The sequence below is a fragment of the Streptomyces sp. NBC_00376 genome (assembly GCF_036077095.1).
Lineage (GTDB): Bacteria > Actinomycetota > Actinomycetes > Streptomycetales > Streptomycetaceae > Streptomyces.
Genome location: NZ_CP107960.1, coordinates 4,309,799 through 4,328,452, shown reverse-complemented (window position 1 = coordinate 4,328,452; position 18,654 = coordinate 4,309,799). Strand labels below are relative to the sequence as shown.

The following is an 18,654-nucleotide window of genomic DNA, read 5'->3' as shown; positions in this document are numbered from 1 at the left end:
GCCCGCACACCTACGACTGGAGCAGGCGTTCCAGCACCACGGCGATGCCGTCGTCCTCGTTGGACGCGGTGATCTCCTGGGCCACGGCCTTCAGGTCCTCGTGCGCGTTGGCCATCGCCACGCCCCGCCGCGCCCACGCGAACATCGGGATGTCGTTCGGCATGTCGCCGAAGGCCAGGGTGTCCGCGGCCTTCACGCCCAGCCGGCGCGCGGCCAGCGAGAGCCCGGTCGCCTTGCTCAGCCCCAGCGGCAGGATCTCCACCACTCCCGGACCGGCCATGACCACGTCGACGAGGTTGCCGACGGCCGCGCGTGCGGCCTTCGCCAGCTCGTCGTCGTCCAGCTCGGGATGCTGTATGTAGACCTTGTTCAGGGGCGCGGACCACAGCTCGGCGGGGTCCTTCACGAAGACCGCCGGAAGCGGCCCTTCCTGTACCCGGTAGCCGGGACCGACCATGACTTCGCCGTCGAGCCCGTCACGGCTCGCCGCCAGTGCCAGCGGACCGACCTCGGCCTCGACCTTGGACAGCGCGAGCCCGGCGAGCTGCCGGTCCAGCGTCAGCGAGGTCAGCAGCTTGCGTTCGCCCGCGTGGTAGACCTGCGCGCCCTGGCCGCAGACGGCGAGACCCTCGTAGCCCAGGTCGTCCAGGATGTGACGCGTCCAAGGGACCGCGCGGCCGGTGACGATGATGTGCGCGGCACCGGCCGCGGCGACCGCGGCCAGTGCCTCACGGGTGCGCCCGGAGACCGTGTCGTCGTCACGCAGCAGCGTGCCGTCGAGATCGGTCGCGACGAGCTTGTACGGGAAGGTCACTTGGCGACCGGCTCCAGGACCTCGCGCCCGCCCAGATACGGCCGGAGCACCTCGGGCACCCGGACCGAACCGTCCGCCAGCTGGTGGTTCTCCAGGATCGCCACGATCGTGCGCGGTACGGCGCAGAGCGTGCCGTTCAGCGTGGCGAGCGGCTGGAGGACCTTCTTGCCGTCGCGGGTGTCGCGCATCCGGACGGACAGGCGGCGGGCCTGGAAGCCGTTGCAGTTCGACGCGGACGTCAGCTCGCGGTACTTGCCCTGCGTCGGGATCCACGCCTCGCAGTCGAACTTCCGGGAGGCCGAGGCGCCCAGGTCGCCGGTGGCGACGTCGATCACCTGGAAGGGCAGCTCAAGAGCGGTGAGCCACTGCTTCTCCCAGTCGAGGAGCCTGCGGTGCTCCGCCTCGGCGTCCTCCGGGTCGACGTACGAGAACATCTCGACCTTGTCGAACTGGTGCACCCGGAAGATGCCCCGGGTGTCCTTGCCGTACGTACCGGCCTCGCGGCGGTAGCACGGCGAGAAGCCCGCGTAGCGCAGCGGCAGCTTCTCGGCGTCGATGATCTCGTCCATGTGGTACGCGGCGAGCGGGACCTCGGAGGTGCCGACCAGGTAGTAGTCGTCCTTCTCCAGGTGGTACACGTTCTCCGCGGCCTGGCCGAGGAATCCGGTGCCTTCCATGGCGCGCGGACGGACCAGCGCCGGCGTCAGCATCGGCACGAAACCGGCCTCGGTGGCCTGCGCGATCGCGGCGTTGACGAGGGCTAGCTCCAGCAGCGCGCCGACGCCCGTCAGGTAGTAGAAGCGCGAACCGGAGACCTTGGCGCCACGCTCCATGTCGATGGCACCGAGCTTCTCGCCGAGCTCCAGGTGGTCCTTGGGCTCGAAGCCCTCGGCCCCGAAGTCACGGATCGTGCCGTGCGTCTCCAGTACGACGAAGTCTTCTTCGCCGCCGACCGGCACGTCCTCGTGGACGATGTTGCCGATCTTGAGCATCAGGCTCTTGGCCTCGGCATCGGCCTCGTCCTGTGCGGCGTCGGCGGCCTTGACGTCGGCCTTCAGCTGCTCGGCCTTCTTGAGCAGCTCGGCGCGCTCGTCGGGCGAAGCCTTGGGGATGAGTTTGCCGAGCGCTTTCTGCTCGGAGCGGAGTTCGTCGAAGCGGACACCGGACGACCTGCGCCGCTCGTCGGCGGAGAGAAGAGCGTCGACGAGTTCGACGTCCTCTCCACGGGCGCGCTGGGAGGCGCGAACACGGTCGGGGTCCTCACGGAGCAGGCGAAGGTCAATCACCCCTCCAGGCTACCGGCCTGTACTTGCCCTGCTCGAACCGATATTGCCGAGCGTGTCACTTTGCCCTAATTGCCTGAATTGGTAATGCTGGGGGAGATTGTGCGGCTGAAGTCGATCTCGACCGTCAATAAAAAGAGCCTACTCCCCTAAATGGTGCAGAAGGCTTCACTCGTCTTGACGTATCCCCCTTGCCTGGAAGGGTAGTTGATCGTTGCTTGTCCACAGGTTCCCGACCTTCCGAAAGTTATCCACAGGCTGTGAGGAAGGTCTGTGGATGCCGGAGGTTGGCATTCCGGGAGCTGTGTGATGGCTCGCGGATTCCCCGTTCAAACCCACTTCAGACGCTCGTTCGGGTGGGAATTCCCCCTTCTGATGAGTTGATCAACGGAATTGAGGCGACAGGGGATGACACGGGGCGACCCGGGTGGTCCGGCGGCCTGTGGATGCATCTGGGGCGACTGGAGCGATATGTCGACCATGTCGCATTGAGGTGTCGACTTATCCCCAGGTCGAGAGCCGACCCTGTGGATAACTCTGTGGATGCCGAAAATCGACAGATAGCACCGAGGTGGAGGCGAGGGTGGAGGCGTGTCGAAGCCTGGGAGCCCGCTGCGGGCCCGGTCTCCCCGGTCTCGTCCGTCAGCCCGTTCGTCAGCCCGTCCGCCGGCTCCGGCCCTCAGCGCCGGCCTTCAGCCCCGGCCGTCGAGGTTTCTGGTCAGCCAGTCGGAGGCTTCCGTGAATTCCGCGTCCGACGTCCCCGCCCGCAACGGCCGTACGTCCTGCACCGCCACACCGGCCCGCGGGTACGAACCCAGGAACCGCACCTTCGGGCAGATCCGCTTCAGCCCCATCAGTGCCTCGCCGACCCGGCGGTCCGCGATGTGCCCCTCGGCGTCCACCGCGAAGCAGTAGTTCCCGATGCCCGCCCCCGTCGGCCGCGACTGGATCAGCATCAGGTTCACCCCGCGCACCGCGAACTCCTGGAGCAGTTCGAGCAGCGCACCGGGGTGGTCCTCGCCCAGCCAGATGACCACCGACGTCTTGTCCGCGCCCGTCGGCGCCGCAGGCCGGGCCGGGCGGCCCACCAGGACGAAGCGGGTCTGCGCGTTCTCCGCGTCGTGGATCTCGGTCACCAGCGGTTCCAGACCGTAGGTCGCCGCCGCGAACTCACCGGCGAAGGCGGCGTCGTACCGGCCCTCCTGCACCAGCCGGGCACCGTCCGCGTTGGACGCCGCCGACTCCCACACGGCGTCCGGGAGGTGGGCGGCCATCCAGTTGCGCACCTGCGGCTGGGCGGCCGGGTGCGCGGTGACCGACTTGATGTCGGACAGCTTGGTACCCGGCCGCACCAGCAGGGCGAAGGTGATGGAGAGCAGCACCTCGCGGTAGATCATCAGCGGTTCGCCGGTGGTCAGCTCGTCGAGCGTCGCGGTGATGCCGCCCTCGACGGAGTTCTCGATCGGTACGAGCGCCGCCGCTGCGGCCCCGCTGCGCACCGCGTCCAGGGCCGCCGGTACGGAGACCATCGGGACGAGTTCGCGGGTGGCGGCTTCCGGGAGCGTACGGAGGGCAACCTCGGTGAAGGTGCCTTCGGGGCCGAGATATGCGTAGCGCGTGGCGGACATACCGTCACCCTAATGCGCCCCGGTGGCTCAGGACTCCAGCAGTCGCTGCCCCACGTACTCGCCGTCCGCCGCACCGCCCGGCACCGCGAACAGGCCGCTCGCCTCGTGCCGGATGAACGGCGACAGGGCATCGCCCCGGTCCAGCTTCCGCTGCACCGGGACGAACCCGCGCAGCGGATCCGCCTGCCAGCAGATGAAGAGCAGACCGGCGTCCGGAGTGCCGTCCGCCGAGATGCCATCGTGGTACGAGAAGGGGCGTCGCAGCATGGCCGCGCCGCTGTTCTTCTCGGGGGTGGAGATCCGGGCGTGGGCGTTCTCCGGGATCAGGAGCTTGCCGTCGGGGCCCGCCCGGTCGAGGTCCATCGCGCTGGTCTCGGTGCCGCCGCTCAGCGGGGCGCCGTCCTTCTTCCGGCGCCCTATGACCTGCTCCTGCCGTTCCACCGGGAGTTTCTCCCAGTCGTCGAGCAGCATCCTGATCCGGCGCACGACCACGTACGAGCCGCCCGCGAGCCAGTCGTACTTCGCATCGCTTCCGTCCCGGGCGGCCGGGACGAAGATGCGGCGGTCGAAGTCGCTGTCGGCCGGTTTCGGGTTGTTGGTGCCGTCGACCTGGCCCATCAGATTGCGGGCGGTCATCGGCCGGGCCGTGGCACCGGGGGCGCGGTTGAAACCGTTCATCTGCCAGCGGACCCTGGCGGCCGGGGCGGCCTCCTTGTGCACGGCCCGCAGTGCGTGGAAGGCGACCAGCGCGTCGTCCGCGCCGATCTGGACCCAGAGGTCACCGTTGGAGCGCGCGGTGTCGATGTGGTCGGAGGAGAAGGGCGGCAGCGGGTCGAGCCCCGGCGGGCGGCGGTCGGCCAGGCCCGTGCGTTCGAAGAAGGTCCGGCCGAAGCCGAAGGTGACGGTCAGCGAGGACGGTCCGGCGTCCAGCGCGATCCCGGTGTCGTGGTCCGGTCCGTCCGCCGCGCCGCTCCCGGCGGGCTCGCCGGCCATCAGGCGTTCGGCTGTCGCCGACCACCGGCGCATCAGGGCGGCGGCCTCCTTCCGGCCGGCACCGGGCACCAGGTCGAAGGCGACGAGATGGCCGCTCGCCTGAAGCGGAGTGGTGATCCCCGGTTGATGTTTCCCGTGAAACATCACCTGGGTGGAGCCGACCGCGGTCAGTGCGGTGGGTTCGTCGGGGCGGGTCGCGGCATAGCCGGTGGCACCGCCCGCCGCGCCCAGCACCAGCCCGGCCGCACCGGCCGCGCCCGCGCTGCCGATCAGCCGACGCCGGGAGATACCACTGCCGTCACGGGCACTGCTGCCACGGGCACTGCCGTCACGGGCGCCGTCGTCCACGCTGCGGGATGCTTTCCTGCTGTTGTCTACGCTCACGATCCCGCTCAGCCGATCTTCACGTTCTTGTCGATGGTCGTCTGATCGATGTCCGACGTACGCACGGTCACGGCGACCTTCCAGTTGCCCGCCATCGGGATCTGGACGTCGCCGGCGGTCCAGTGGCCCTCTGTCAGCCGGGCGGGGACGACGGGGAGCGGGCCGATGTCCTTGGACTTCAGGGTGAGGGCGACCTTCACCTCGGGGACGTCCATGGGCTTTCCGTCGCTGCCGTCGATCCAGAGGTGGAGCTCATTGGCGCCGGTACCGGCCGGAGTGATCTCCATCCGCACCGTTCCCTTGCCATTGGTGCCGCCCGTGTCGAAGGGCAGCTTCATCTCGACCGGGCCCGCGGCCGCCGGGGCGGCCGCCGCAGTCGATGCGCGGGCCGCCTCTTCCTCGGTACGCGCCGGCTCGGTCGAGGTCAGCACGGTCGTCACCGCCAGCAGCGCCACGGCGACGCCCACTTCGGCCAGCACCGACCGGCGCAGCCCGGACCGGTCGGGGTCGGCGTCGCGGATGCGCTTCTTCTCGGCGGTGGCCACGGCGGCCTGCTGCCGGGCGAGCTGAGCCGCCCGCGCGGGGTCCTCGGCCGTGGTCCCAGAAGCGCCCGTGGCCCCGGAAGCGTCCGCGGTTCCGGAGGCGTTCGGGTCCTCGGCGCTTTCGGACGCCTGGGCCGGAGAGGACTTCCCAGCCTCCGTCGCAGTCGTCGCCTCCGCCGCCGCGCCGCCCCCGCCCGTGATCAGGCGGGCCGTCCACCGCCGCGAGATCCAGGCGATCCCGACGAGGAGGGCGACGAGCCCCACCTTCACGAGCAGCAGCTGCCCGTATGCGGTGCCGGTGAGCGCGGACCAGGTACCGACCTGGCGCCAGGACTGGTAGATCCCGGTCGCGGTGAGCACGATGACGCTGCCGAACGCGATGCGGGAGAAGCGCCGTACGGCCGCCGCACCGATGTCGGGGGTCCGGTAGAGCGCGACCAGCAGGGCCGTGAGACCGCCGAGCCAGGCGGCGACGGCCAGCAGGTGGAGCACATCGACCGGCATGGCGATGCCGGGCTGGAGCCCGGTCGAGGCGTGCTCGGCGAGCGCCCACGTACCGGCGATCCCGGCGGCGATCACCGTGCCGCCGATGGCCAGACCGAAGGTGAGGTCCTTCTTCTCGCGCTCGTCCTCGCGCTTGGCGTAGGCGCCGAAGAGCACAGCGATGAAGAGCGCGGAGGCGCCGAGCAGCAGCAGCCGGGAGACGAGTGCGGCGCCGGGCTTGGTGTCGAGCACGGCCTTCAGGCCGTCGAGGTCGAAGGCGTCCGCGAGCTTCCCGGACCCGGTGTACGGGTTGCGCAGGAGCAGCATCGCCAGGGTGGCGACGGTGAGGGTCATCCAGCCGCGTACGACCAGGCGCTGCAACGACCGGGCCCCCGCACCGCGTTGCCAGCAGGCCAGCACGAAGGCGGAGCCGCCGGCCAGCAGGATGAAGCCGGCGTACGCGGCGTAGCGCGCGATGCCGTAGAGGGTGCCGACGAGGCCGCCCCCGGCCTGGTCCGTCGGGAGTGCCACGGTGGTCTTCGAGGGGGCTCCGACGGAGAAGGTGAAGGCGCCTGACACGGGGTGGCTGTCCGCGGACACGGCCTGCCAGGCGACGGTGTACGTGCCGTCGGGCAGTCCGCTGTGCAGTGAGACGCCGTACTTCGTGAGGGCACCGCCCCCCAGATCGCGCGGGACGGCAGCGGTGTCGGCGCGTTTGCCGTCGGGGTCCAGGATCCGGATGGAGTCCTCGTCGACGGCGACCTGCTCGGAGAAGGTGAGCGTGACCTCCTTGGGGGCGGTGGCGACCACCGCCCCGTCCTGCGGATCGCTCCCGGTCAGTGCGGCATGCGCGGACGCGGGACCCGCGCCTCCCAGCAACAGGGCGAACACCATGCCGACGAGGGCGGCGAGGAGTGCGGCCGCGGCCAGTGGCCGGCGCATCGCGGGGGTGGACGGGGTCGGTCCGAAGTGCGGGGCGGTGGCTGTCATGACGAGTCAGTCCCTCACGGCTTCTTCGGGTTGTAGGTGGTCTCCTTCACGGGAAGGGTGACCTTTATCGGGTCGGCCTTCTCGAAGTGCAGCTCCACGGACACCTTGTCGCCCTGTGTGGGCCGCTGCTTGAGTTTCATGAACATGATGTGGTTTCCGCCGCGCTGCAGATCCAGCTCGCCGCCCGCGGGCACGTCGAAGGACGTCACCATGCGCATGGTCTGGTTCTTCGTCTCGTGGATCGTGATGTCGTCGGAGAGCGAGCTGGTGACCGAGGTGAGCCGGTCGGACTCCCCGCCGCTGTTCTTCACGACGAGGAATCCGGCCGCCATGTCGCTGACGGGCTGCGGCATGAACGCGCCGGTCACCTTCAGCTCCGGCTTGCCGTCCGAGGACGAGCAACCCGCCAGCGTCAGCCCCGCGGTGAGGGCGGCGACGCCGACGAGGGCGGTGCGGCGGTTCACGGGGTCTCCCCCTTGACGATCTTGGGGAGGTCCTTGGTGTAGTCGTCGGGCGAGGTGTCCTCGCTGTAGACGAGGTAACCCTTGTCGGTCTTCGGCGAGAACGCGATGACCTGGGACCCGTGCATCGAGACGACCGTGCCGTCCTTCTCCTTCTTCGGGGCGTCGATGCCGATGCCGATCTGGCGTGCGCCCGCCTGGATGGTCGGGAAGTCGCCGGTGAGGCCGATGAAGGAGGCGTCCTGGGACTTGAGCCAGGTGCCGAGCGAGGACGGGGTGTCCCGCTCGGGGTCGGTGGTCACGAAGATGACCTGGAGCTTGTCCTGGTCGGCCTTGGGCAGCGCCTTCTTGGCGATGGCGATGTTGCTCATGATGAGCGGGCAGACGTCGGGGCAGTTGGTGTAGCCGAAGTAGATCAGGGTCGGCTTGCCCTTGGTCTGCTCCCGGAGGTCGTACTTCTTGCCGTGGGTGTCGGTGAGGACCAGGTTCGGCTTGGTGAACGGCTGGTCCAGGACGGTCGCGGCCTTGGTCTTGGCCTCGACCGATACGTCGGCGATGGGCTTCTTGGCGTTGTCGTCGTTGCTGCCGCAGGCGGACAGGGTGAGCGCGGCCGCGGCGACGAACGCCGCGGCCAGCACCGTTTTCTTAGTCATGGAGCACTGGTTCCTGAGGGTCGGTGATACGAGTGGTGCGGTGGATCAGGCGGTGCGGCGGCGGCCGGCGAGGAGCCCGAAGGCCACTCCGGCCACGCCGATGACGATGCCGACGATGCCGAGGACACGGGCCGTGGTGTCGCTGTCGGACGCGTCCGAAGCGGCCGTCGTCTCCTTGTCCGCAGCCTGAGCACCGGCGTCGGCGCTCTTGGCGTCGGCGGCCGCGCCGTGCTCGCCGGTGGCGGGTGCGGTCAGGGCGAGGACCGGCGCCGGGCTCTCGGGCTCCTCGGCGCCCTTCTTCTGCTCCTCGATCCAGCGGACGACTTCCTTGTTGTCGTACGTCTGGATGGCCTTGAACACCAGCTGGTCGGCGTCCTCGGGGAGCTGGCCGATGGAGAGCGGGAACTGCTGGAACCGGCCGGGGCGGATGCCGCGCTCGTCCTTGTCGCCCGTGGCGGTCCAGGTGACCTTGGAGACGGCCTCGTTGATCTTCTGGCCGTGCATCTCCATCGGCTTGGCCAGCTTGCTCCGGGTGACCTCGATGTCCCAGCCGGGGACGGCCTGCGGCTGGACGGAGGCCAGCGGGTGGTCGGTCGGGAAGTTGACCTCGACCTTGGTCGTCGCGGCGTCGTCGCGCTCGTTGGGGACCTTGAAGTTGACGGTGGCGTAACCGCCCTTGGCGGCTTCGCCCTGCGGCTGCACGCTGACGTGCGCGGAGGCGGTCCCGGCGAGGATCAGGACGGTGGAAGCGGCGACGCCGCCGGCGAGGGCGATGCGGGAAACGTTCATGGCAGGTATCACTCCACGGAAGCACGAAGGAAGGTGGTGCGGCGCGCGGGTGCGCGCCGGCATCACGACACCTCTCCCATTCGAACGGCGGGCATGCGCCGACCGGGTACGGAACCGAGTGGTCCGTGTGCCGGGTGGAGGTGTCGCGTCAGGCTGCGAGTGCGTACGCGAGTGGCGGACCGCGCCTGATCACCAGGTGCTGCAACGGGTCCCCGGTGGCGGGGGCCGGGGCGTCGACCGCCGTACGGAAGGTGCGCGGCCCGGTCGTCGGGCCGCCGGGAAGCCCGGCGCGCAGGGCGGCGACCAGGGCGAGCGCGGCGCGCAGCGCGCGCAGCCGGGCCCCGGCCGCGATCTGCTGGGCGCCGTGCGCGGACAGCCGGACCAGCCGGAACAGGGCGATCTCGCCGCGGCGCAGCAGCCAGCCCGTGGCCACCGCGGCCAGCAAGTGGCCGAGCAGCATGGGCAGGTCGGGCAGCAGGGCGGCGAGCGTGGTCGGATCCGCACCGGACGAGGCGGCCAGGTGCTGATGGCCGCCGCCCGCCACCGTTGCCGGGTCGATGCCCGCGGTGGTGACGATGCGGTGCGCCTCGGCGGCGCTCAGCTGCGCCGGACCGGCTCCGCACACGAGGCTTGCCGCGAACCGGATCAACGAGTCGTCGCCCGCCGCGGCGTTCGCCGGGGTGCCGTGCGTGCCCATGCCGAACAGGGCGTGCAGGGCGATCTGTCCACCCGCCAGCGCGGCGGCGATGGACGGCAGTGAACGCTCGCGTCCGGCGAGCGGTGCCGCCACCGCGGACATCCCCAGGAATCCGGCGAGCAGGGTCCACCAGGGGACGGGCGCACAGGAGGCCAGCGTGTGACCGGCCGCGGACAGCGCGACACAGACCGCGGCGAACACCGCGGTCCTCAGGAGCCGCAGACCGGCTCCGGCGCGTGCGACCGGCATAGACATGGCGGGGTCATCATCGCACCGGGCCCCCGGGTTCCGTACGGCAGGTCCGGAAGGTCGCCTTCCGTCCGATTGGAACGAGCCGGTGGGTACGTACCGGTGGAACGTGCCAGGCGGAACGTTCCACGTGGAACATGCCGGGTGGAGCATGTCTGCCGGATCGGACTCGCGCGGTGTACGGCGGGCATACACGGGCGCACGTGGAGCTGGTATCCGCCGAATGAGCGGTCTCACATCCGGTCTGCGCTTACGAACGGCGCTGCGCGGCAATAGGTATCGGTATGTCGAGCCGCAGCCAGGAGGCTGGAGCATGAGCATCTGGTGGTCCCTCCATCTGCGGCGCGAGGCTGCGAGCGTTCCGCTCGCCCGCCGCTTCCTGCTGGGCACCATGGAGACCGCGGGCGTGGACCCGGACATCTCCTTCGACCTGTCGCTCGCACTCAGCGAGGCCTGCGCGAACGCCGTCGAGCACGGCGGTGACCACGGCGTCCATGAGGACCGGGAGGGCCAGGGCGACCAGTTCGGCAGCCGGGATCCGTGGGACGTGTGGGACGAGCTGCCCGGCGCCGACTCGGCGCAGTACCGGGTCACCGCCTATCTGGACGGCGAGAAGTGCCGTATCGAGGTCACCGATTCGGGGCCCGGCTTCCCCGCCCGGAGCCCCCTTCGTACGACGGCGCAGAACTACGGACCCCGGCAGTACCCGCCGCTCGGCGCCGAGGACGGCCGGGGGCTGTGTCTGATCGAGCAGCTCGCCGACCACGTGCACTTCGGCAACCGCCCCGGCCGCGGCGCCGTCGTCAGCTTCGACAAGGTCCTGAAATGGCGGAAGGACGCCCTGCTCATGGTGTCCTGAGCAGGGCGTCCTTCGCCGGGTTCTGCGGCCTGTCGGCCCGGAAGGCCGGGCCGGATGTTCCGGATCAGCCCTTGAGCCGGGCCATCCACTCCTCGACCTCGTCGGACCGGCGCGGCAGCTTGTCGGAGAGGTTCCGGTTGCCGTCCTCGGTGACGAGGATGTCGTCCTCGATCCGGACGCCGATGCCCCGGTACTCCTCCGGCACGGTCAGGTCGTCGGTCTGGAAGTACAGACCGGGCTCGACCGTGAGGCAGACGCCCGGCTCCAGCGTTCCGTCGACGTACGCCTCGGTGCGCGCGGCGGCGCAGTCGTGGACGTCCATGCCGAGCATGTGACCGGTGCCGTGCAGCGTCCAGCGGCGCTGGAGCCCCAGCTCCAGGACCTTGTCCACGGTCAGGTCGCCCAGCAGGCCCCACTCGACGAGCTTCTCGGTGAGCACCCGCTGCGCGGCGTCGTGGAAGTCGCGGTAGGCGGCGCCGGGCTTGACGGCGGCGATGCCCGCCTCCTGCGCCTCGTACACCGCGTCGTAGATCTTCCGCTGCACCGGCGTGAACGTGCCGTTGATCGGAAGGGTGCGGGTCACGTCGGCGGTGTAGAGGTCGTTGGTCTCCACGCCGGCGTCGAGCAGCAGCAGCTCGCCGGAGCGCACCGGTCCGTCGTTGCGCACCCAGTGCAGGGTGGTGGCGTGCGGGCCGGCCGCGCAGATCGAGCCGTAGCCGATGTCGTTGCCCTCGATGCGGGCACGCAGGAAGAAGGTGCCCTCGATGTAGCGCTCGCTCGTCGCCTCGGCCTTGTCGAGGACCTTGACGACGTCCTCGAAGCCGCGCGCGGTGGCGTCGCAGGCCTTCTCCAGCTCGGCGATCTCGAAGGCGTCCTTGACCAGCCGGGCCTCGGACAGGAAGACGCGCAGCTCCTCGTCGCGCTCCGCGGTGACCTTGTCGGTCAGCGCGGCCTCGATGCCGGCGTCGTGGCCGCGGACGTTGCGGACCGGGCCGGTGGCCTCGGTCAGCGCTGCGGGGAGCTTGCGCACGTCCTTCGCCGGGATGCCCAGCAGCTGCTCGGCCTCGGCGAGGGAGTGGCGGCGGCCGACCCACAGCTCGCCCTGGCCGTCGAGCCAGAACTCGCCGTTCTCGCGGTCGGAGCGCGGCAGCAGGTGGATGGTCGCCTCGTGACCGTCCTCGGTCGGCTCCAGGACGAGGACGCCGTCCTGGGTCTGGTCGCCGGTGAGGTACGCGTACTCGGTGGAGGCGCGGAAGGCGTACTCGGTGTCATTGGAGCGGGTCTTCAGGTTGCCCGCGGGAATGACCAGCCGCTCACCGGGGAAGCGCGCGGAGAGCGCGGCGCGGCGGGCGGCCGTGTGCACGGCCTGGGCGATCGGTTCGAGGCCGTGCAGTTCGGTATCGGCCCAACCGGACTTCATGTTCGCGGCGAGTTCATCGGAGACGCCCGGGTACAGGCCGTTCTTCCGCTGCTTGACCGTCTCTTCTTCCTCGGTCTCCGGGTTCTCCGGGGTGAGCTCCTCAGCCACGATTTGTCTCTCCTTGATACGACACTGGACCCCGTCCATCGTACGGGCGTACGGAAGGGGCACAGGGCCGGAAGACCTGTTACATGGCCGGACCGGGGCAGGCGGACGGGGCGGGGAACCCCGCGAGACCTGGTGTCGCTCAGTCGAAATGCGCGGCCAGTACGACCACGTCCTCGGCGCTGTCACCGGGATCGGGAGCGTGGTCGCTCCGGTCGAGCCCGTCCGGCAGCACGGTGCGCAGCACATGGTCGGCGACGGCTCCGGCGTCGTGGCGCATCGCCTTCGGTACGGACGCGGCCGCCGAGTGGAGCCGCGCGAACGCCCGGTCCGTCGAGACGCCGGTGCGGCGCAGCAGCCCGTCGGTGTAGAGCAGTACGGTCTCGCCGGGCGCCGGGACGATCTCCACGCTGGGCGCCTCCCAGCAGGCGAGCATGCCCAGCGGCGCGGAGACCGAGGTCTCGATGAATTCGGTGCGCCGGTCGCCGATCAGGAGCGGCGGGGCGTGGCCCGCGCCGGCCAGCAGGATCTTGCGCTCGGCCGGTTCGCAGTACGCGAACAGCGCGGTCGCCGTACGGGCCGGTTCGGTCAGCCGCAGCAGCAGTTCCAGGTCCGAGAGCACGGCGACCGGATCCTCGCCCTCCATCACCGCGTACGCCCGCAGACCCGCCCGCAGCCGCCCCATGGCAGCCAGGGCGCTCGGCCCGGAGCCGTTCACCGAGCCCACCGCGAGACCGAGCGCGTCCTCCGGAAGGGCCAGCGCGTCGTACCAGTCGCCGCCGCCCTGCGCCGCCCTGCGGTGGCGGGCGGCCAGTTGTACGCCGGGGACCCGGGGCAGCCGGCCGGGCAGCAGCTCCTCCATGACGGTCGAGACATCGGCCCTGGCCCGCTCCAGCTCCAGCAGCCTGGCCAGGTGTTCACCGGCGTGTCCGGCGTAGAGGCCGACGAGATGGCGCTGGCGCTCCAGCGGTTCGGCGGGTTCGTCGTACAGCCAGACGGCGGCACCGAGCCTGCCGGTCGCCTCGGCGGTGATCGGTACGGCGTAGCTGGCGGCGTATCCGAGCCGGGCGGCGACTTCGCGGCGGCGGGGGTCCAGACCGGGGTCGCCCAGCAGGTCGGGGGTGGTCAGCGCTCCTTCGGTGTCCGGGAGGCCTTCCAGGATCCGGCCGTAGGAGGTGGCGGTGCGCGGAACCGTCTCGATCTGCCCGAGCTCGGCATGGGCGAGCCCGAGGCCGATGGTGGACACGGGGCCGCGGCGGTCGGACGGTTCGAAGACGACCAGGCCGCGGCGGGCGCCGACCAGGGCTGCCCCGGCGTCCAGGAGTTCGTGGAGCGCGTCGTCGAGCGTGCTGGTTCTGGCCAGCCGCTCGGTGAGTTCGTGCAGCGTGGTCAGGTCGGAGATCCAGCCGGCGAGCCGGTCCTGGATGAAGGCCCCGGGGGCGGAGGGCACTTCGGACAGAGACCCGGCAGTGTGCGCTGAAACCGGAACTGTTGGATCGATTCCAGCCACTTTCGGGAGGTGTGGGGCGCTCATGGCTGCCGACTTTCCGACCAGTGCGTTTCGTCGAATAGCATCGCAAACCCCCATGTCATTCTGCGTCGCTATCAGGGCATCCGCATGTACACGTGCACCACATGTACACGCACAAGTGAGGCGATGTCCAGCATTGTCACCACGGGATTTATGGTGTCAGAGTGGCCGTCAAGTTGGCCAAAAAACGCACCCGTGGGTAACTATTTACGGTCGACTGGGTGTGCTCGAACAGGGGGTGTTCTCGGGGTGAAGTCCCGGAGGAGCGTCATTTCGGGCATGCTGGGTACGTAATCGATGAAGGCCAGGGGCAGTTCCGATCGCCCCGGAACCCGGCAGCGGGCCCGGACGTCCTCTCCAGTGACGGCCACGCACCCACCCCCGAGTGGCGGGGTTTGCACCTTGGTTCGGCAGGCGCGACATGCGCGCTGCCCCTCGCCGCGCTTGTCCGGACCTGTCGGTCCGGACCCGTCTCGCACCTGCTCGACTCGGCTCGGCCCATGCTCGGTACCGACGACCCACCCGTACCGCAGATTCGAAGAGCATGTACGCACAGTGAAGTGATGATCACGTACAGCAACTCGCACGTGGTGTGATGTGGACCCTCGGCGTTCAACGGAAAGGAACGAGCGCTCATGCGCGAGATCCTCGGAAGGCGACGCAGGCTCCGGCTCCGGCGCAGGGGAAGGCCCGCCCAGCTCGACGCGGCCCTGACCTGTGCCACCGCATGGCAGTGGCCCGTGCTTCCCGGAGTGGGACTGCAGGCGGCCGGTGCCCGCGGAGACCGTGGCCGCGGCTGTGCCTGTCCCGATCCCGAGTGCGCCGTGCCCGGCGCACACCCCTTCGATCCCGGTCTCCTCGCGGCGACCACCGACGAGCGCATGGTGCGCTGGTGGTGGACCAACCGGCCCACCGCCCCGATCCTCCTGGCCACCGGCGGGCGCGCCCCGTGCGCGCTGAGCCTGCCGGCCGTGGCCGCCGCCCGCGCGCTGGTGGAGCTGGACGGGATGCATGTGCGGCTCGGCCCCGTGGTGGCGACGCCGACGCGGTGGTCGTTGCTGGTCGCCCCGTACAGCCTCGAACGGCTCGGTGAGCTGCTGCACGCCCAGGACTGGGTGCCCAGTTCGCTGCGTTTCCATGGCGAGGGCGGCTATCTCGTCCTCCCGCCGTCCGAGGCGGGGACGGGGCAGGTGCGCTGGGAGCGGGCCCCGGCGCCGGACGCGCCGTGGCTGCCGGACGTGGGGGCGGTGCTGGACGCGCTGGTCGAGGCGAGCAGCGGCGCACCGGACGGCGGCAGCCGGCTCGCGTACTGACGGGTACCGGCGGAGTGCCGGGGTGAATCGCGTCGGCCCGGTATTCCGCCGGGATATCCGGCGGACCGTCAGATACTCATGTGAAGCCGACTAATGAGGCTCGTCAATATCCGGTGATCGGTTTCCGCATGTCGTATACGGCTCCGGTTCCGATCTCGGCTCATGCCGCGCAAATGCAAAGTCCTCTGCTTCCGCCGCTGCAAAGTGCGGCGGCGGAAGGCTTTCTGATGAACTTTCCGGAACGCCGCGAACGGACTACTCGAATGTTTATTCGAGTAGCGAAGATCGTCCAGCCCCTGGAATCCGGAACCCGGCATCTGGAACCCGGCATCCGGCGCCCGGCCAGGTATCTGTCCGAGACCGATCGGTCCGTACGTGGTTCGGGGCGTCGCGGGCAAGGTGAGGGCCCAGGGCGGAACATAGGAGTGCTGGGGGCGCGATCTGTCGTGCGCGATGAGCCGGGGCGTATCGACAAGAGGTTTGCGCGCGGGCTCGTGCGCCGTGTCGCGCGCTGTGCGCCGCATCCGGAAATGAGGATGCCCGATCGCTGGCGACGGGGGATGCACCAGCGACCGGGCTTCTAGAACGGTAACAAGAGATCTGCCGTTCGCAAATTCGATCTCGCGTATTCGGACAGGGATTTACCTGCGAGTACGGCGAGTTGTGACGCGAGTCACCTGACGGGCCCGGTGGGGCCCGGGGTTCGTCACTGTCAGCTGAGCGTCACCTGGCGGTTGGTGAGCCCGCCGCGGGCCCGCCTCTCCTCCGCGGTGAGCGGCGCGTCCGAGGCGAGCGCCTCGGTCAGTCGCTCCGCGAACTCCGCCGCGGGCTTCTCGCACTCCTCGGCACCCATCGCGCTCGGCAGGTCCCAGACCGGGACCATCAGCCCGTGCGCCCGGAAGGAGCCGACCAGTCTGGTGCCCTCGCCCAGCGAGGAGGTGCCGGCGGCGTGCAGCCGGGCGAGCGCGTCGAGCAGCCGCTCCTCGGCGTGCGGCATGACCCAGCGAAGGTGGTTCTTCTCCGGGGTCTCGCACCAGTAGGCGGCGTCCACGCCGGCGAGCCGCGTCGTCGGGATCGCCGCCTCGTTCGCGCGCTCCAGCGAGGCGGACACCTCGGGCGTGGCGTTCTCCGCGTCCGGCACCCAGAATTCGAAGCCGGAGTGGACGGCGGGCTCGAACGCCGCATCCGGGTCGAGCACGTCCTGCAGCCGGGGACCGTCGGCCGGCACGCGCTGCGCCGCCACGGGCGAACCGGGCTCGGCGGCCAGCGCCCGCAGCAGGATGTCCGCGAGGTCACGGCTGAGGTCGCCGGACGGGGTGTCGTTCTGCAGGGCGAGCAGCACCGAACCGTCGTCGCGGCGGAGCGCCGGCCAGGCCATCGGCAGCACGGTCGCGAGCGTCACCGAGGGCACGCCCTCGGGCAGCCCGTCCTTCAGCGTCAGCGCCACCGTGGCGGCCGGCACCAGTTCGCGCAGTGCGACCCAGTCGCACTCCCCGGCCAGACCCTCGAAGGGACGGTGGACGAGCTCGGTCACGGCCTGGGCGGCGGCGCGGCCGTGACACGCCTTGTAGCGGCGGCCCGAACCGCACGGGCAGGGCTCGCGAGCCCCGACCACCGGGATCTCGCCGTCCTTGAGTTGCTGCTTCCCGGCCTTGGTCTGAGGGCGCTTCTTGGCCATGGTGGGCTTTCTCCCGATTGCGACAGTGCGGTCTGGGCCGCGAGCCTAGCCGTCCCCGTCGCGTCCGGGACACACGTGCCACGCGCCCACGCGTGCGCCGGTACCGGTATGCGTGCCGGAACGTCAGCTCACGTCGTCGAAGGCGTCCGCGAAACCAAGCGTGTCGAGCCCCGGGATGCCCGCCCCCGAAACGCCGGTCCCCGCAGCGCCGGGCCCCGGCATGCCCGGCCCTGCCGCACCCGGACCCGTCGCACCCGGCACCCCGGACTCCTGCCCGTGTCCCTCGTTGACCAGGACCCAGACGGTCACTTCACCGGACGAGCTGTCGCGTACGCCCCACTCGTCGGCCAGTGCGCTGATGATGTTGAGCCCGCGGCCGCCTCGCGCCGTCACCGAAGGGGTGGCCGGAACCGGGCGGGTAGGACCGCCGCCGTCCGTCACTTCGACGGTCAACCCGCCCGTTCTGTCGACGCGCCACGCGGCGCGGACGTCGCCGTCACCCACATCCGTGTGCCGGCCCAGTGGCCTGCCGTGCCGACAGGCATTGCTGAGCAGTTCGGAAAGAATCAGTACTGCATCGTCGACGACCGAATCCGACACCCCGTGACTGCGCAACTGCTCGCGCATCCGGTGCCGCGCCTGGCCCACGCCCGCAGGGCCATGGGGTACGGCCATGCTCGACGACGTGGGCACTTCCTGTGCCACCACCAACGCCACCCCCGAGACCTCCTTTGCCCCACGCCACGGAGTGGATGCCCCCCTGGGCTGGACCGGAAACCGGCCAATGGACTGCCAGTGACGCACTCGTAACGATCAAATACGGTTCGAATGCGCCGGTGCACTCCGTGTAACTGATGTTAAGAGCGTCCCAGTTGTGACAGAACCTGTTTCGGGCGGTTCGTGATGATTGCCTCGATGCCGAGACCGACGCAGAGTTCGACGTCCGCCGGCTCGTTCACCGTCCAGACGTGCACGCGGTGCCCCGCGCGGTGCAGCCGGTCGATGTATCCGGGGTGGTTGCGTACGATCCGCATGCCCGGACCGGCGATACGGGCCCCGGCCGGCAGCCGCCCGTCGCGCAGCCGCGGCGAGACGAACTGCATCAGGTACACGGTGGGCAGCGTGGGGGCCGCAGCCTGGATGCGGTGCAGCGAGCGCGCCGAGAAACTCATGATGCGCACCGGGGACGGGCCGTCGGCCGGGGGCGCGTCGAGTTCGAAGTGCTTCAGCAACTGCAGCAGCCGCTCCTCGACCTGGCCCGCCCAGCGGGTGGGGTGCTTGGTCTCGATGGCCAGCTGGAGCGGACGGCCGGCGGCCCGGGTCTCGACGACGAGTTCGAGCAGCCGTTCCAGGGTGAGTACGGAGGTGAGCTCCCCGGGCACCGGATCCCAGTCCGGGGACTCCGACTCCTCGCGGTCCTTCCAGGAGCCGAAGTCGAGGGCGGCGAGTTCGGCGAGCTCCAGGGCGGAGACGGCGCCGCGCCCGTTGGACGTGCGGTTCACCCGGCGGTCGTGCACGCACACGAGGTGGCCGTCGGCGGTGAGCCGCACGTCGCACTCCAGGGCGTCGGCGCCGTCCTCGATCGCCTTCCGGTACGCGGCCAGGGTGTGCTCGGGGGCGTCGTCGGACGCGCCCCGGTGTGCGATGACCTGGATGGGGTGGTGCGTGGATTGCTGCCGTGCGTGGGTCACGGCGTCATCGTGTCACCGTCGGGCGACCGCTGGGAGCACGTTGCACGGCGCAAGCGCGCAGCTACGCGGCGCGGCCGAGGCGCACCCTGCG

The 18,654-nt window shown here is 70.4% G+C and carries 16 protein-coding genes; 2 read left to right on the top strand and 14 right to left on the bottom strand.

Annotation, left to right across the window (positions count from 1 at the left end):
• Window positions 1-10: 10 nt before the first annotated feature.
• The 9 genes from OG842_RS19540 to OG842_RS19500 form a co-directional block, all read right to left on the bottom strand.
• A complete protein-coding gene (locus tag OG842_RS19540) occupies window positions 11-814 on the bottom strand; it encodes an HAD family hydrolase (protein WP_266731258.1) in 804 nt (267 codons plus the stop codon).
• The gene (gene serS / locus OG842_RS19535) at window positions 811-2,100 is read right to left on the bottom strand and encodes a serine--tRNA ligase (protein ID WP_266731257.1); all 1,290 of its coding nucleotides are present in this window, start codon (window positions 2,098-2,100) and stop codon (window positions 811-813) included. The genes OG842_RS19540 and serS overlap by 4 nt, the downstream gene beginning before the upstream one ends.
• Window positions 2,101-2,789: 689 nt before the next feature.
• Complete coding sequence (pheA, locus tag OG842_RS19530) at window positions 2,790-3,725, bottom strand: prephenate dehydratase (RefSeq protein WP_266731255.1); 936 nt, start codon at window positions 3,723-3,725, stop codon at window positions 2,790-2,792.
• Between the two features lie 27 nt (window positions 3,726-3,752).
• The gene (gene efeB, locus OG842_RS19525; RefSeq protein WP_266733692.1) at window positions 3,753-5,066 is read right to left on the bottom strand and encodes an iron uptake transporter deferrochelatase/peroxidase subunit; all 1,314 of its coding nucleotides are present in this window, start codon (window positions 5,064-5,066) and stop codon (window positions 3,753-3,755) included.
• A gap of 44 nt (window positions 5,067-5,110) precedes the next feature.
• Window positions 5,111-7,117, bottom strand: a complete 2,007-nt coding sequence (locus OG842_RS19520) for a copper resistance CopC/CopD family protein (RefSeq protein WP_266731253.1) — start codon at window positions 7,115-7,117, stop codon at window positions 5,111-5,113.
• Window positions 7,118-7,131: 14 nt separating this feature from the next.
• On the bottom strand, window positions 7,132-7,581 hold the full coding sequence (locus tag OG842_RS19515) for a copper chaperone PCu(A)C (RefSeq protein ID WP_266731251.1): 450 nt from the start codon (window positions 7,579-7,581) through the stop codon (window positions 7,132-7,134).
• Window positions 7,578-8,231 carry an SCO family protein gene (locus OG842_RS19510; RefSeq protein WP_266731249.1) on the bottom strand — a complete coding sequence of 218 codons (654 nt, stop codon included), beginning with the start codon at window positions 8,229-8,231 and terminating at the stop codon, window positions 7,578-7,580. Before OG842_RS19510 ends, OG842_RS19515 begins: the two co-directional genes overlap by 4 nt.
• A 45-nt stretch (window positions 8,232-8,276) precedes the next feature.
• Entirely contained in the window at window positions 8,277-9,020 is a 744-nt protein-coding gene (locus OG842_RS19505; protein ID WP_266731248.1) for a YcnI family copper-binding membrane protein, read from the bottom strand.
• A 148-nt stretch (window positions 9,021-9,168) separates the two neighbouring features.
• Window positions 9,169-9,972, bottom strand: a complete 804-nt coding sequence (locus OG842_RS19500; RefSeq protein ID WP_328512410.1) for a hypothetical protein — start codon at window positions 9,970-9,972, stop codon at window positions 9,169-9,171.
• Window positions 9,973-10,279: 307 nt separating this feature from the next.
• On the opposite strand from OG842_RS19500, the gene OG842_RS19495 reads away from it, so the two are divergent.
• On the top strand, window positions 10,280-10,825 hold the full coding sequence (locus tag OG842_RS19495) for an ATP-binding protein (protein ID WP_266731246.1): 546 nt from the start codon (window positions 10,280-10,282) through the stop codon (window positions 10,823-10,825).
• A gap of 64 nt (window positions 10,826-10,889) precedes the next feature.
• Here OG842_RS19495 and OG842_RS19490 read toward each other — a convergent pair whose 3' ends face one another.
• Window positions 10,890-12,353, bottom strand: coding sequence for an aminopeptidase P family protein (locus OG842_RS19490; RefSeq protein WP_328512409.1), 1,464 nt, complete (start codon window positions 12,351-12,353; stop codon window positions 10,890-10,892).
• A gap of 139 nt (window positions 12,354-12,492) precedes the next feature.
• Entirely contained in the window at window positions 12,493-13,884 is a 1,392-nt protein-coding gene (locus tag OG842_RS19485; protein WP_266731242.1) for a PP2C family protein-serine/threonine phosphatase, read from the bottom strand.
• Between the two features lie 632 nt (window positions 13,885-14,516).
• Here OG842_RS19485 and OG842_RS19480 point away from each other — a divergent pair.
• On the top strand, window positions 14,517-15,194 hold the full coding sequence (locus tag OG842_RS19480; protein WP_266731241.1) for a bifunctional DNA primase/polymerase: 678 nt from the start codon (window positions 14,517-14,519) through the stop codon (window positions 15,192-15,194).
• A 712-nt stretch (window positions 15,195-15,906) separates the two neighbouring features.
• Here the strand turns inward: OG842_RS19480 and OG842_RS19475 are convergent.
• The 3 genes from OG842_RS19475 to OG842_RS19465 form a co-directional block, all read right to left on the bottom strand.
• On the bottom strand, window positions 15,907-16,872 hold the full coding sequence (locus tag OG842_RS19475; RefSeq protein ID WP_266731240.1) for a DUF5926 family protein: 966 nt from the start codon (window positions 16,870-16,872) through the stop codon (window positions 15,907-15,909).
• A gap of 123 nt (window positions 16,873-16,995) precedes the next feature.
• A complete protein-coding gene (locus OG842_RS19470) occupies window positions 16,996-17,676 on the bottom strand; it encodes an ATP-binding protein (RefSeq protein WP_266731239.1) in 681 nt (226 codons plus the stop codon).
• Window positions 17,677-17,729: 53 nt separating this feature from the next.
• Window positions 17,730-18,563: a glycerophosphodiester phosphodiesterase gene (locus tag OG842_RS19465; RefSeq protein ID WP_266731237.1), complete on the bottom strand. Its 834-nt coding sequence runs from the start codon at window positions 18,561-18,563 to the stop codon at window positions 17,730-17,732.
• Window positions 18,564-18,654 lie beyond the last annotated feature (91 nt).

Excerpts from the sequence above, each read along its gene's own strand:
- pheA (WP_266731255.1), bottom strand. The coding sequence starts at position 3,725 with ATGTCCGCCACGCGCTACGCATATCTCGGCCCCGAAGGCACCTTCACC.
- OG842_RS19520 (WP_266731253.1), bottom strand. The coding sequence starts at position 7,117 with ATGACAGCCACCGCCCCGCACTTCGGACCGACCCCGTCCACCCCCGCG.
- OG842_RS19510 (WP_266731249.1), bottom strand. The coding sequence starts at position 8,231 with ATGACTAAGAAAACGGTGCTGGCCGCGGCGTTCGTCGCCGCGGCCGCG.
- OG842_RS19505 (WP_266731248.1), bottom strand. The coding sequence starts at position 9,020 with ATGAACGTTTCCCGCATCGCCCTCGCCGGCGGCGTCGCCGCTTCCACC.
- OG842_RS19500 (WP_328512410.1), bottom strand. The coding sequence starts at position 9,972 with ATGTCTATGCCGGTCGCACGCGCCGGAGCCGGTCTGCGGCTCCTGAGG.
- OG842_RS19495 (WP_266731246.1), top strand. The coding sequence starts at position 10,280 with ATGAGCATCTGGTGGTCCCTCCATCTGCGGCGCGAGGCTGCGAGCGTT.
- OG842_RS19485 (WP_266731242.1), bottom strand. The coding sequence starts at position 13,884 with ATGAGCGCCCCACACCTCCCGAAAGTGGCTGGAATCGATCCAACAGTT.
- OG842_RS19480 (WP_266731241.1), top strand. The coding sequence starts at position 14,517 with ATGCGCGAGATCCTCGGAAGGCGACGCAGGCTCCGGCTCCGGCGCAGG.
- OG842_RS19475 (WP_266731240.1), bottom strand. The coding sequence starts at position 16,872 with ATGGCCAAGAAGCGCCCTCAGACCAAGGCCGGGAAGCAGCAACTCAAG.